Annotated in this window: 13 protein-coding genes; 3 read left to right on the forward strand and 10 right to left on the reverse strand. The window is 43.1% G+C overall.

All coding sequences use genetic code 11. The features are described from left to right. The first annotated feature begins 40 nt into the window (after nt 1–40). Nucleotides 41–391, forward strand: coding sequence for a GlpM family protein (locus tag OCU50_RS05630; protein ID WP_060467518.1), 351 nt, complete (start codon nt 41–43; stop codon nt 389–391). 328 nt (nt 392–719) lie between these two features. On the opposite strand, the gene OCU50_RS05635 is transcribed toward OCU50_RS05630, so the two are convergent. From OCU50_RS05635 to OCU50_RS05645, 3 genes are all read right to left on the reverse strand, one after another. Further along, nucleotides 720–2,090, reverse strand: a complete 1,371-nt coding sequence (locus OCU50_RS05635) for an SLC13 family permease (protein WP_060467519.1) — start codon at nt 2,088–2,090, stop codon at nt 720–722. A gap of 245 nt (nt 2,091–2,335) precedes the next feature. Beyond that, nucleotides 2,336–3,088 carry a SanA/YdcF family protein gene (locus OCU50_RS05640; protein WP_060467520.1) on the reverse strand — a complete coding sequence of 251 codons (753 nt, stop codon included), beginning with the start codon at nt 3,086–3,088 and terminating at the stop codon, nt 2,336–2,338. A gap of 148 nt (nt 3,089–3,236) precedes the next feature. After that, nucleotides 3,237–4,925: an NAD-dependent malic enzyme gene (locus tag OCU50_RS05645; RefSeq protein ID WP_060467521.1), complete on the reverse strand. Its 1,689-nt coding sequence runs from the start codon at nt 4,923–4,925 to the stop codon at nt 3,237–3,239. Nucleotides 4,926–5,109: 184 nt separating this feature from the next. On the opposite strand from OCU50_RS05645, the gene OCU50_RS05650 reads away from it, so the two are divergent. Both OCU50_RS05650 and OCU50_RS05655 read left to right on the forward strand, forming a co-directional pair. After that, the gene (locus OCU50_RS05650) at nt 5,110–7,494 is read left to right on the forward strand and encodes a helicase-related protein (RefSeq protein ID WP_060467522.1); all 2,385 of its coding nucleotides are present in this window, start codon (nt 5,110–5,112) and stop codon (nt 7,492–7,494) included. A gap of 204 nt (nt 7,495–7,698) precedes the next feature. Further along, nucleotides 7,699–8,076 carry a hypothetical protein gene (locus OCU50_RS05655; protein ID WP_060467523.1) on the forward strand — a complete coding sequence of 126 codons (378 nt, stop codon included), beginning with the start codon at nt 7,699–7,701 and terminating at the stop codon, nt 8,074–8,076. A gap of 140 nt (nt 8,077–8,216) precedes the next feature. Here the strand turns inward: OCU50_RS05655 and OCU50_RS05660 are convergent, their stop codons facing one another. The 7 genes from OCU50_RS05660 to OCU50_RS05690 form a co-directional block, all read right to left on the reverse strand. After that, a complete protein-coding gene (locus tag OCU50_RS05660) occupies nt 8,217–9,320 on the reverse strand; it encodes a phosphoribosylaminoimidazolesuccinocarboxamide synthase (protein ID WP_060467524.1) in 1,104 nt (367 codons plus the stop codon). Nucleotides 9,321–9,533: 213 nt separating this feature from the next. Further along, nucleotides 9,534–9,941, reverse strand: coding sequence for a SulA-like leucine-rich domain-containing protein (locus OCU50_RS05665; protein ID WP_060467525.1), 408 nt, complete (start codon nt 9,939–9,941; stop codon nt 9,534–9,536). A gap of 338 nt (nt 9,942–10,279) precedes the next feature. Then, nucleotides 10,280–10,468: a hypothetical protein gene (locus OCU50_RS05670; RefSeq protein ID WP_004733419.1), complete on the reverse strand. Its 189-nt coding sequence runs from the start codon at nt 10,466–10,468 to the stop codon at nt 10,280–10,282. A 165-nt stretch (nt 10,469–10,633) separates the two neighbouring features. Then, nucleotides 10,634–11,710 carry a J domain-containing protein gene (locus OCU50_RS05675; RefSeq protein ID WP_060467602.1) on the reverse strand — a complete coding sequence of 359 codons (1,077 nt, stop codon included), beginning with the start codon at nt 11,708–11,710 and terminating at the stop codon, nt 10,634–10,636. A 155-nt stretch (nt 11,711–11,865) separates the two neighbouring features. Then, nucleotides 11,866–12,534 carry a YiaD family glycine zipper/OmpA-like lipoprotein gene (locus OCU50_RS05680; protein ID WP_060467526.1) on the reverse strand — a complete coding sequence of 223 codons (669 nt, stop codon included), beginning with the start codon at nt 12,532–12,534 and terminating at the stop codon, nt 11,866–11,868. Between the two features lie 111 nt (nt 12,535–12,645). After that, entirely contained in the window at nt 12,646–13,335 is a 690-nt protein-coding gene (locus OCU50_RS05685) for a DUF2786 domain-containing protein (protein ID WP_060467527.1), read from the reverse strand. Between the two features lie 204 nt (nt 13,336–13,539). Continuing rightward, nucleotides 13,540–14,223, reverse strand: coding sequence for a DUF3334 family protein (locus OCU50_RS05690; protein ID WP_060467528.1), 684 nt, complete (start codon nt 14,221–14,223; stop codon nt 13,540–13,542). Nucleotides 14,224–14,238: the final 15 nt, after the last annotated feature.

The raw sequence follows: 14,238 nt of genomic DNA on the forward strand, positions 1-14,238 counted from the left end.
CCTCTAGAGCCTTTGTTGGTTTGTTGGATAACGTATTGAAATGATCTCACTGTTTTTTAAATGCTTGCTTGGTGCAGCTGCCGTTTTACTGATTGCGCTGTTGTCGAAGAGTAAGAGCTTTTACATCGCAGGCTTAGTGCCGTTGTTTCCTACCTTCGCTTTGATTGCTCATTATATTGTTGGTACTGAACAAACTATGGTGGAGTTACGCACTACGGCACTATTTGGGCTGTTTTCGCTTGTGCCATACGCAGCTTATCTTGGCGCGGTTTATGTGTTCAGTTATCGCTATAACTTGGTATCGACACTCTCATTAGCTACTATCGTTTGGGTTATGTGTGCTTCTATGCTCATGTTAGGTTGGACGCGTTTAGTAGCCAGTGCGATTTAGTTATTGGTGAGCTGGTGGCCTTTTGAATAGGTCGCCGTGCCGTTCACGTTCGGTTGAGCATTTAACAATTAAGCAGAGAGTAATCTAAGAAGCTGGTTAGTTATGAAACATGGAAGGTTAGAAACAAAAACGGTGGCGAAGAGTCACCAAAAGGGAAAAGCGTTTTTATTGTTTTTTTGGATGCCCGCTCAGTGATAGCTTCAAGTAGGTGACAGCTTCACACTGAGCGGGCATTTTTGTATTGGTTGAGCCGGGGGAACTGCAACCAATTTTTAGAGCATTCCTATAAGTATTGACCTATCAGGTCTACTCTTTAAGCATTGAATGTTTACCAGAAAATCCAAGCGAACAACGTAAGTACTAAGATACAAACTAGGTTTAACACCATACCGATTCGCATCATCTCTTTTTGTTTGATGTGACCAGAGGCAAACACGATTGCGTTAGGTGGTGTTGCAACTGGTAACATAAAGGCACAAGACGCAGCAACGGCGATCAACGCTGATAAAATAACGGGTGACATACCAAGAGCTTCAGCAATAGTTGCAAATAAAGGGACAAGCAGTGCGGCACTTGCGGTGTTACTCGCAAATTCAGTCAGGAATACAACAAAAGCAACTACAGCAAGAATTGTGAGAAGCACGCCAGCCGTTTCCAAGAAGCCACTGAGTGAGTGTGCTAAGAAGACACTGGTACCTGTCTCTTTAAGAACATTACTTAAGCAGATACCACCGCCGAACAGAATAAGTACACCCCAATCCGTTGATTTCTCGACATCTTTCCAATCAACAACTCTAGAAGCACCAAGCAGTACAATCGCACCAATTGCAACTAAGCTATCAAATTTAGAGAACCCGCCGATCATTGCATTGATTGGCTTACCGAATATCCAAAGCGTAACTGTTAAGAGGAAGATAGATAGAGTGATTTTCTTGCTGTTCGTCCATTCAACAGGAGCGTGGTCTAATTCAAACTTGTGGTTTAGCTTAGGTTTAGTCATCACATATAGGATGACCATTGCGATTGGGAGCAAGATCATTGAGATCGGCAGACCCAGTTCCATCCACTCAGTAAAACTCAAGCCAACTTCCGCTGCTGCGATTGCATTTGGAGGACTGCCGACCAAAGTTGCAATACCACCAATGGATGCGCAGTAGGCGATACCCAACAGAACAAACACGTAGGTGTTGCGGTCTTCGCTTTGGTCAACTTTATTCATGATGCCAAGAACAAGGGGAAGCATCATTGCAGTGGTGGCTGTGTTTGAGATCCACATCGATAACCCAGCGCTCACGCCAAATAACATGAAGACGGCGACTGACATTTTCCCCTTTGCTATTAGAAGTACCTTGTCAGCAATCGCTTTATCTAGTTCTTGTTTATTGAGTGCCGCCGCAAGAGCAAACCCACCCATAAACAGAAAGATGATCGGGTTGGAAAAGTTAGACAATGCAGCGGATGTGTTAAAAACACCAAACAAGATAGCCAAGAGTGGAATAAGCAAAGCGGTGATGCTGACGTGGATAGCTTCGGTTAACCATAAAATAGCGACAAATACGAGAATACTTAGGCCTGTATTCACTTGAGCTTCGAAAGGCAAGGTGTTGAGCAATAGTGCAAATAGCGAGAAATTACCAATTAAGATCATGCTGTTGCGTGTAAACAGCCAGTGTTTCAGTGTAGTAACAAGTGCCGTCATAAGGCGCTCCTTTTGTTTATCCTCGTTTTATTGGTGCACCTGACCCAAAGAGCGATGCTTCTTATTTTTTCGAGGTATATAGTTTTCGAATTATCTTGTTTCAAGCTATACAGTGCTAATGCATTGACTTGATGTAGGGGTGAGCTTTGTTGGGATAATGTTACTTAAGTTAATAAAGGAGTGTTGGTGTGTTTTTGTGTAACAGTGGGGAAGTGTGAGGTAACAAATTAAAAATGTGTAGTTTTCTACACATCAGTCTCTGCTGGTCCTGCAATAGGCAGAGTGATAGGTGATGATTCTTGTTTTGGGTTTAGTTGAATTGGCTCTTTCGGGCCAAGAAATTTAGGTGTGGTCCCAATAATGTATAGGTCAAGAAACGCTTTGGTGCGGGCAAACACTTCACGTAAGCGTATGGTCATTCCCGAGTGATGAGTTGGTCCAGAAACCGCTAAACACTTTGCGTGTATATCATAAGAATTAGCGATAAATAGCGCTCTTTCACAGTGAAACTTTTGAGTGATGATCAGGAAGTTATCTGTGTCGAATATTTTTTTTGCACGAACAATTGAGTCTAATGTCCTAAATCCAGCGTAATCTAGATTGATTCGTTCATCAGGAACACCTGCTTTCAATAAGTCTCGTTTCATCGTCCAAGGTTCATTGTAAGAACGGTGAGCGTTATCGCCACTCAGTAAAAATTGATTCACCTTTTCACGATTGAACAACTCGATAGCGGCTTCAATTCGGTATTTATAATAATCGTTGAGCGTTCGACCTAAATATTTGCTGGTGCCGAGGACAACCGCAACTTCGCGCTCAGGTACTTCATCGATATCGTAGATGATGCGATCTTCTGCTTGCCATGAAACCCAATAATCGATAGCAATAATTGCAGCGCAGCTTACCAAGAATACGAGGAAAGCGCCGAATATAAACCCTTGTAGTTTTTGGCAAGCTTTTAGTAAGTAGGTACGGTAAACGTGAGAATCGAATTTCACTCTCGGTATGGCCCTTTGGTTGAACATTAAATTTTTGGTGTTCGATAATACCAAATAAAAATGAGAAAAATCAGTTAAAAAGACAAGACTGTGTAAAGAAAAAGCCCCTGTGATTACAGAGGCTTTGATTAGAAGCGTAACAATTTTATCAGAATGCAGTGCGCTTATAGCGACGGTAAACCGGCTGCCAGAAGTGTTGGTCAATGGCTTGTTGTAGTGCTTCGCCGGTGATCTCTAGAGCTACACCTTGTTCAATCGCTTTTTTACCAACAGCAAGAGCAATCTTCTTAGATACGGTATGGATCTCTTCCAATGGTGGAAGTAGAGCACCTGAACCATTGATCGCGAGTGGCGAGCACGTTGCAAGAGCACGACTCGATTCCATTAGCATTTCGTCAGTGATGCGTGAAGCATTCACAGCAAGTACCCCAAGGCCGATCCCTGGGAAGATGTAGCTATTGTTACACTGAGCAATTGGGTAAGTTGTGCCGTTATGAGTTACTGGCTCAAACGGACTACCCGTTGCAACCAATGCTTTTCCATCAGTCCAACGAATGATGTCGTTTGGTGTTGCTTCAACACGGCTAGTTGGGTTCGACAGTGGGAACACAATAGGGCGTTCACAGTGTAGATTCATCTCTTGGATGACTTCTTTACTGAATAGACCCGGCGCACCAGATACGCCAACAAGAACGGTTGGTTTTGCGTGACGAACGACATCCAGTAGTGAGAAACCTGAGCTATCACTTTCCCAATCTTTAGTATTCGCATTGGTTTGAACTAAGCGTTGTTGGAAATCAAGTAGGTTTTGCATGCCTTCTTGTAGTAGACCCCAACGATCGACCATGTACACTTGAGAACGAGCTTGAGCATCACTGATACCTTCAGATACCATTTGCGCGATGATCGCTTCAGCGATACCACACCCCGCAGATCCAGCCCCTAAGAAGGTAATACGCTGTTCTGAAAGTTTGCTGTTTGCGGCTTTACATGCTGCAAGTAGAGAACCCACAGTGACCGCTGCTGTACCTTGGATGTCATCGTTGAAACAACAGATGCGATCTTTATAGCGCTCAAGCAATGGCATTGCATTCTTTTGAGCGAAATCTTCGAATTGTACTAATGCATCAGGCCAACGGCGTTGAACGGCTTGGATGAACTCTTCAACGAATGCATTGTAGTCAGCCCCTGTGATACGAGGGTGACGCCAACCCATGTACATAGGGTCTGCAAGACGTTGAGGGTTGTTAGTACCAACATCAAGTACAATTGGTAGCATATAAGCTGGGCTGATGCCGCCACAAGCTGTATAAAGTGCGAGTTTACCAATTGGAATACCCATACCACCGATCCCTTGGTCTCCCAAACCAAGAATACGCTCACCATCTGTTACCACGATAACTTTTACGTTGTGGTTGGTTGCATTATTCAGTAGGTCATCGATGCGATCGCGGTTCGGATATGAGATAAACAGACCACGGCCCCGACGGTAAATATTTGAAAAGTTTTCACATGCTGCGCCAACCGTTGGCGTGTAAATGATAGGCATCATTTCAGAGATGTGGTTTTGAACTAAACGATAAAAGAGCGTTTCATTTGTATCTTGGATATTACGCAGATAGATATGCTTATCCATATCGCTTTCGAAGTTGCAATATTGCTTGTAAGCACGTTCAACTTGTTCTTGAATTGTTTCGGTTGTTTCCGGTAACAAGCCTTCAAGGTTGAAAGAACTACGTTCTTGAGCTGTGAATGCACTGCCTTTGTTTAGAAGAGGAGTACTTAGTAGAGCAGGACCAGCATAAGGTATATATAGAGGGCGTTTATCGTTGTTCATTGGATGCCTAATATGGGAGAAAGGGTAACTAAAAAATGATAACGGTTTAGTTATTCAATTGTAAATAGTTTCTCCGAGATCTTAGCAAACAAAATGATATTCTTACTTATGTCCCACACTTCTCGAATTCTAACACCATAATTCGTTATACTTTGCTCACAGTTTTCCATTAGTTACCCTCTGTATGTCATCACTTCCCATCGATTCTTATCAAAAAACTTTCCATGAACAGCTCTCTAATTCTCATCTTGTTGTCGAAGCTGAAACTGGATCGGGTAAATCAACACGCTTACCAGTTTGGGCATCAGCGCATGGGCGAGTGTTGGTTGTTGAACCAAGACGAATCGCTTGTACGTCACTCGCTAAATATTTAGCGCAACAATCGGGTGAGAAGCTAGGTTCAAAAGTTGGCTATGCCATCAAGCTAGAGTCGGAATACAACGAGCAAACGAACGTTGTGTTTGTGACTCCCGGTATTGCATTACGTTGGTTATCAGAAGATGGGCTCGCAGGCTTTGACGTCATCGTTGTTGATGAATTTCACGAAAGACGGTGGGATATCGATCTGCTGGTGGCGATTCTCAAACAAAAACTGAGCCATCGTTTGGTGATAACATCAGCAACGATTGAAGGGGAGCGTCTTGCTCACTACTTGAATGCGAATCGAATCAGTTGCGAAGGTCGAACCTATCAAGTTGCTATTGAACACCGAGCGACGGAATCAAGAACATTGCCGGATATTCGACATTTAGAGCAACGTATTGCAGAAGAAGTGACTCATCAACTTATCGCTTCTTATGGTGATATGTTGGTTTTCCTGCCGGGAAAAAAAGAGATCATGCAATGTGAACAAGCCTTGGCGAAAAATCCGGATATCCAAGTCATTAAATTGCATGCATCGGTCAGTGATAAAGAGCGAGATCTTGCGTTGTCTGGTCGCAATACTGGTAATAGCTATAATGGCAGCGGTTTGCGAAAGGTCATTCTTGCTACCAACGTGGCAGAAACCTCATTAACCATTCCCGACATTGGTGTGGTGATAGATTCAGGATTGGAAAGACGAACCGTTCAACGCAACGGCAGAACGACTCTGATGCTCAAATCCATATCACGAGCCAGTGCCAAGCAACGAGCGGGCCGTGCGGGTAGGGTGATGGATGGTGTCTGCGTTCGCCTATATGGTGAACACGCTGCATTAGAGTTAGTCACGCCTCCTGAGCTGCAGCGCGAAGAACTGACAGAGCCAATGCTTGCAGCTGCCTGCTGTGGAGCACCACTTGAGAGCCTATCTTTCCTCGATTCTATTCCTGATAAATCGCTAAACAGCGCGACTCAAACCTTGCTAACGATGGAAGCGATTAACATCAACCATCAAATTACTGAGCACGGTAAAAAGCTATACCCGCTACCGATTGATGCTCTGTATGCCGATATCGTTACTCGAATCAAAACCAAAGCACTCAAAGAGGCCATGGTGGATCTCACGGCCGCATTGTCCGTTCCGGCTCGTTTGTACCAATTACCTAGCAATGCAGAGCACCTTGAAGCGCTGGCTCAGCAAGAAAAAGAAGGGTGTGATTTATCCCTGTTAATTCAGATTGTTCGCGGTCGTGATTATCCGCATTTAGAAATAGACCAACAGGCATTAAATGAAGCCCAAGGTTTGGCGAAGCAAATGCGTGAGGTGTTTGAGCTTCCTCAGTTAGAAGTCGCGTCACGTTTCCAACGCATTGAACTGCTTAAGACCATTATGAATCTGCATCCTGAACTGGTGTTTGTACGCCGAGTTAAAAGAAAAGAAGCCTTTGCGAATGGCATGTTAGAGGTGGTACTCGGCCGTCAGAATCGTTTCCCTGATAATGCACAAGCCATGTTGGTGTTGGACACTCATAGCTTGCCGGGGCGTGGCGTGAAGCAAACACTGACCTTAGCGACGACCACTGCGCCTGTTCCTTTAGAACTCGTTGTTGAAGCAGAATTGGGTGAATGGCAGCAAGGTGAAACCGTGGTCAATGATGAGGGCGTGTTTACCGAAATGGCATTGGTGTACGCTGGCCGCACGATTACGACTAAGTTAGTGGCGGCAGAAGGTCAGTTGTCGTTGAAGCTTATCGTAGACCTCGTAGTCAGCGGTGAGCTGCTTCCCGGTTTTGCAGAACGCCGCACTCAAGAGATCAAGCATTGGCAGTTGTACGTGAGACTTGGCCTCGATGAGCAAATACACAATACCCCAGAGATTGAACAATTGAGTTTTGAGGGATGGTTTATAGAGCAACTCGAAGTGTTAGGGGTTACTGACATCAGCGACCTAGAAATGTTCGAGCATTCAGATATTCCCTTTGAAGGCATCCCAACTTGGCTCTATTCAGAGTTTTCAGAAAAATATCCGTTTGCCTTGAGCCTTGCCGATTTACAGCTTAGTGTCGAATACTTCCCCGGAAGAAAGCTGATTTACGTGCATTATCAATCGGGTGGTCGCAAGTTATCGGCAAAACGTTGGGAGCTACCAACATGGTCAGGATGGCGTATTCAATATAAAAAAGCGAGCCGTATTATCGATATCAAATAGCTTAGATAAGTTTTATCTCTAAAATATTAATCAAATAGGCGCATATGTGATTTGTCAGTACTTATTTTGTTACAAACTTGATTTTTATATGCCTTTTTAACCAACCAAAAGGTCATAAAAGACCATTCTTCTATATCCTATTGCTATATAAAAGAAGTTGGTGGATATTAAGTATATTGTGTTGCCAAAGTGTCGGGGGACATCATGGATAAACAGAAAGAAACGTGTGTAGAATTTGATTACACAACATTTCTTGGCGCCTCATGCAGTAAAAAATGGACTTTCCTTGAAGCACTTACCACCATTGCCCCAGTATTCAGTACTGTCTGGCGCGATAGTATTAAAGAGCTAGCAAGCCCAGAAGATCGCTTATGGCAGATGGCATTGAAATCAATGTCTACTCGTAAAAGTGATGAGTCAAACATTGTCACCTTGCTTAAGCTTGCCAAGCTAGAAGGGATAAATGAACTCAAAGTTGTGATGCCATATTCTCTTGAAGAAGAGCAGATAGAGTATATCGAATCGCGTAGTCATTTAGTGCTTGCGGTTAATTCTGGAGAAGAGTTTACCATTAAGCTCTAGCTACAAGTACCAATCCTAAGCTTTAATTATGAACGTTGACCACAAGCGTTAAGTGTACGACAACTTATTAACATCACATAGAAAGGGCCTCAATCTTGAGGCCCTTTTTGTATTCAGGTTGCATTAGAAAACGAACGCAATTAGTCGATCAGCCCGTAGTCGGCACGCAATATATCGATGATCTCTTGTTTAGGATTGTCGCTCAGTACGATCTCAGCACCTGTAATTTTTGCTGCGATATCAAGGTAAGTTCGAGACAAAGACATTAATGAATCTAGTGGAAGTTCATTATCACGAGCTAATGCTTCACGCTCTGGCATACGTTCTTTGTTCAACAAGATGTCTGCATCAGGGAAGTAGTTAAGCAAGAACTGACGGAAACCTTCTTTTGAGTTTTCAACGATATTGCCGTTTTTGTATTCCTGAGCATCCCAGATTCGCGATGAGTCTGGAGTGCCGACTTCATCCATATAAATGAGTTTCTCTTTGCCTTGAGCATCGTTTACATAGCCAAATTCAAACTTCGTATCGACAAAGATTTGGTCTACGTTAGCTAATGCTTGGCTGATAACGTTAAAGCCTTCCTTTAGCAGTTTCTCGTAATGTGCGATATCACTCTCTTGAGTAAAGTTGAACGCTGCGAAGTTATCTTTGATGCTGTTACGTGTGATGTTGACGTCATCAGCTTCAGGTACGCCGGGGATACCTTTTAAAATCCCTTTTGTTGAAGGTGTGATTAGAAGCTCAGGTAGTTTCTTGTCTTTCTCAAGTCCTTCCGGCATCTCGATACCACAGAATTCGCGTTCGCCATTCGCGTATGCACGCCACATTGAGCCTGTGATGTATTGACGACAAATAGCTTCAATCATGACCGGGCGAGCTTTTTGTACAATCCATACGAATGGGTGAGGGATATCAAGAATATGACTATCGGCAAGCCCGTTGTCTTGGAACAGTTTGAACCAATGGTTAGAGATAGCATTCAGAGCCGCCCCCTTACCTGGAATACCTTTAAGATTCCCTTCACCGCGCCAGATACAATCAAACGCAGAGATTCGGTCACTGATCACCATAATAGCTAGAGGAGCGTCTGGTGCTACATCGTAGCCTTTCTCTTGAATTAGTCGTTGGCTATCTTCTTCAGTTAACCAGTAGACTGAGCGAACCTTGCCACTGTGGACAGGTTTATCAGTGCGGATTGGTAGGTCATCATTTACGGCAAGAACTTGATCAGCAAGGCTCATTTAGACATTCCTATTTTTTATCAAACGTCGTACAGAGAAGTGCGGTGTGCACATGATTAGATGGGCATTATACCCAATCTATTATTTGCTTCCAGAGAAAAAGCAATCGATTGCTAAATCTGTTGATCAAATAAAAACCCCCGCCTAACTATCCGCTAAGAAATTGGCGAATTGTAGAGCAGGGGGAAGGCAGTATGTTTGGACTACGTCGGTTTAGTGAATACGTTCTGAATTGGCATCCATAAAGAAGACTTCACACTGAAAGCGCAACCCTAACGTTCTTAGGTACTGTTGACTGAACTGGTCAATAGAAGAACTCGCAACAATCGCACTCGCATTCTTAGAGCGGATGGCTTTCTCGACTGTCTCGACTTCTGTCATTTGGTGCGATGCTTTCATATGAATAACGCGGTCGCAGCACACGTTATGTTGTTTGAGCTGCTTGGCTGATGGTCTTGGTGTTTGAGCAGTAAACAGCAGCCATTGATATTGATTGGACAGCAACGCCATTCTTGCGAACAACGCTTCCTCGTTTGAGTTTTTGTTTTTGCGAGAAACTGATGTAAATGCGCAGTGAACTAGCGGGCTAGAGTGTTGTGCTTTAACGTGTGCTTGAATCATTTTGCTGTCCTTATATACATGCTGTATGTGTATACAGTAGTTTTTGTTGTTTATAAGATCAAGTTATTTTTGCGGGATTATTGGACGATCTTTGTCAAAAAAATAGATAGTGATCATCTAACTATATGAAAGTAAATAATAAATTAAATTCGAATGAATTTACTATTTTGTCTCATAAGTTGAAAAATATGTGAGCTTCATACAGGTGTATACAGTGGTTTTTGCATAAAAGTACTGTATACCTCCGTATAGAAGATAAGAAGATAAGAAGATAAGAAGATAAGCCGCAGATACAAAAAAAGCGCCTTAGGCGCTTTCTTATATTTCAGAAGTGTTACTTATCTCAGTGTCGCTTGGGAGAGTTTCGCTCTCATTTCCATTTCACCAATATTGAACTGGCGAACATCAATGGTTGCAATATCATTGCACTCTTTACATGCATGATGACACTTACCATCTAGGTAGTCGTGCTTTTTTACTAGGCTTGGCTTTTTGCACCAATCACAAACGCCTTCTATTGTGAACATATTCTCTCCTCACCTGTATACGCCAGGTGTATTTTCGGCGCAAATTATGACACAAGTAAGACCTATTAGTTAATAGTTTGTTACCTATTTTTGAGAAGGGGATCGATTGCAACACTAATAAAGTCGGTATATTTGTGACTTTGTAAATTTAATAAGTGTGCTTGTTTACGGTTTTGTAACATTTTCTAGTAGGATTTTTAGTGCATTGTTCAAGCGCTTCATTTCTTCGTCGCACCCGCTAGCGTCAGGGTGGTATATTTTTGATAGTTGTTTGTATCTAGCTTTTACACTTCTCTGTTCAGGAATAGAGCTCGGTGTATATCCGAATAAAGCGCAAGCCATTTGTAATTTTTGTATTTCCTTTGAATTTTTCTGTTTCTTTAGTTCGGTAAACATCGCATGCAGTTGTCTTTTTTGATGCTTTATCGTAGCACTTTGAGCTTTTATCTGATCTTCAAGAGAATCCCGTTGCTGGCTCAATATCGCAGAGTTTGGGTTATGTCTCGCTCGGATTATAAAGAGAGTGGTGGTAACGCTTAAAAGTGCAACAAGTGCGCCAATCGATAACTCAAACATCGATATATTTGCTAAAGAAGGCGGTTGGCGTGAGTTTGAATCTGGATTCCTCGGTAGAGAACTAGAGGTTTGCTTAGAGTTACTTGAAGTATCAGTACTATTATCGAGCTGTTCAATTGAAGAAATCTGCTTTGCGCGTTGTTGGTTGAATTGTGTTTCCAGAACACGATTGTATCCATCTTCTGCGTCAGGATGGTCTGGTAAGGCTGCTTCATACCATAGCTGCGCGGCATCTAGTGGTTGAAGGAGCTCCTTATTAAGTGAGGACTCGTAGATCTTAGCTACTTCTAGAGGCGCTTGCTTGTTACCTTGCAATGCCGCTTTGATGAACCACTCTAAGGCTTGTTTGTTATCTTGCTCGACACTTGTTCCCGCCAAGTACCACTCGCCGAGTTTAAATTGCGCATCTGAATTGCCATTATCTGCTGATTGCGTATACCAATAAAATGCGTCGCTGGTGCTAAGGGGGACGTCGCCCCCCGACTCATAAGCTTGAGCTAACTGATATTGAGAAACTGGATCTTGAGGTTGTGATTCTAGTGAAAACTCACCACTGCTTTCAGCATAAACGAAATGTGTGATTGACAACTGTATCGTGGAAAAGGTGAGGGCTAGAAATAGAGTTCTAAGAAATGACGACGACAACAAGTTGGATAAGATAAGCAAAAGATAAGTCTCGTAAAAAGCCCAGAGTCGATAGTTCAATATGAATACATTGATGATTGTTGGTTAGCCGTATTACTTTGAATAAGTAACACGGCTGACAAGCAACTATATAATGGTTAATTCAATAGATAAAGACGAGCTGGGCTTTAGTTGTGCTACTTAAGTGGCAAGATTTGAATTTCTACGCGACGGTTGCAAGCACGACCTTGAGAGGTTTTGTTGTCACAAAGAGGGTAGCGCTCACCGTTACCACGGGCAATAGCACGACCTGCCGCTACATTTTGAGAGACCAAGAATGAACGAACGGATTCGGCGCGACGCTCGGAAAGGATTTGGTTAGTCGATTCACGGCCAGTGCTGTCAGTGTGACCTTCAATCACTAGGCTAGTATCTGGATATTCAACTAAGATACGAGCAACACCGCGCAGCGTGTTGTGAATGCTAGACTGCAAAGCGTAAGAGCTGGAATCAAAACCGATGCCGTTCTCTAGACGAAGTAGAAGTTGGTTCTCACCTACACGCTGTACTTGAACTCCTGAGTTCATTAGCTCTTCACGAAGTGCGGCTTCTTGTTGGTCAAAGTAGTAACCAACACCTCCGCCAACGGCAGCTCCGCCCGCAGCACCAATTAAAGCCCGCTTACGGCGGTCTTTAGAATCGTCACCGGTAACAGCCCCAGCAACGGCGCCTGCGATAGCACCAATTAGAGCGCCTTGAGTTGCAGAGTTAGTCTCAGACTCGCCAGTTGTCGCGTTTTGGCGTTGCGTTGCCTGGCAACCCGTTAGAGCGGCAGTAAGCGCTAGGGCTAGAGTGATTTTTTTCAACGTATTTCTCCATCATGTACTTCAGTCAAACGATGAATTCGAATGACAAACATAGTCCTGTAAATCTTATTGATGGTTTTTATCAATACGCTGATGCAATGTAAAGTGGCTCTATGATTTAGTTATCTTTTTCGCTGCCTGGGCGCCGGCAACTGGTCTATTAACAGACAGTTTACGGCCTTTCTTCAAGCCAACTTCATAATCTGCGGTGAGGTTTTTCATCGCTTCTCTCAGTTGTTGCTTGAAAGTTTCGCGGTCGATATTTTTGAATTCTTTATCAATGTAGTTATTGATCTTGTTGTTTGATTCATCGTCTGGGGTAATAGTAGGTAGCTTCTCAAGCGCACCTTCAACCCAACCTGAAACAAACGAGTTCACACGACGTGTAACCTCTAATGATCCGGTTCCAGAGCCAGCGAAGCTATTTCTGAATTGGCCCGTGTGTTCATTCAGCTCGCGATAAATAATATCGAACGCAAAAGCTGCAAAGATAGCGCGATCGGCTTCACCAATGAATTCAACACGCTTGAGGCCTTTGTGATTCAGTAGCACGGCTTCAACACCAAATTTGGTGTTGATACCACGAATAACACGCAGCAGTGTAGAACTGATATTTGCAGGTAACAGATGACTGGATTGAGTTTTTCCCATCTTGATAAACTCAATATCGTCTTTTTCGAGACCATATTTCAGCATCAAGCTGTGCGCCATTTTTATCGCATTGGCAGCTTCATTGACGTTCGCAGAATTTCCAAGCTCAAGACACTTGGCAATTTTCTTTAGGGCTTTTTTCTTATCCATCGACTACTTAATCATTACCGCAAATTTTTAAAAGTCCGACATTTTACATGTTTTGACCGGTAACAGAAAGTTAAAACTCACATATAAGCCTATAGGTCTGGTGATGAAGTCGAGGTAAAGCTGTTTTTCGAAAAATAAAAACGCCATCAGCGTATTGATGGCGTTAGTGAGGTTATTTATCAGAACGACTAGGGCTTTGTGGAGTTAGATTCCGAGTTCATCGAGTAGATCCGCTGCAGAATCGTTGCCTGAGCTTTGAGTGGGTTTGTTTGCTCCTTGCATATTTTTCTGAGTAGTTTCAAGAATGCTATCTGGACATTCGTCCTCAGCGATTTCAAATTCTTCCAATTGGATGAATTCTGTCTTATCCATGGCTAACTCAAGATAGAAGATATTGTTCTTTTCGGTTGAGAAAGTTACACGGCGCGCTTGTGGACGATCTAGGTTGGTGTCTACAGAAAGGTTAACTTGCTTGTTAAGCGCCAGCATTTTAGGCTGGTTTTGCGTGATGTTAGTTTGCAGTTCTTTACGGATTTTATTCGTAAAGTCGCCGACTAATTGATTCATTAATTCACCCAATACATCACCAACTTCGTCTGAAGTATGGAGAACAGCAAGTTCTTCTTCTGGCATCCCCATGTTACGCATATAATTGGCATAGATCTCTAATGCCGCTTTTGACGTAAAGTTGATAACAACAAGACCGGAAAAACCACCGTCAAATAAGACGAAACAGCCGAAATCAGGTTTCAAACTCGTTTTATTGATTTTTTGAACCATGGCTGAATAGGACACTTGAGAAGCCGTCGCTGAAGTGAGTACGCTGGAGACTGATTGGCATAGCTTAAGAAGAATATCTTCAGTTGTGACTGTTTTGTTTTTTTTCATTGTGATGTGCTCGTG

Source organism: Vibrio toranzoniae, assembly GCF_024347655.1.
Taxonomy (GTDB): domain Bacteria; phylum Pseudomonadota; class Gammaproteobacteria; order Enterobacterales; family Vibrionaceae; genus Vibrio; species Vibrio toranzoniae.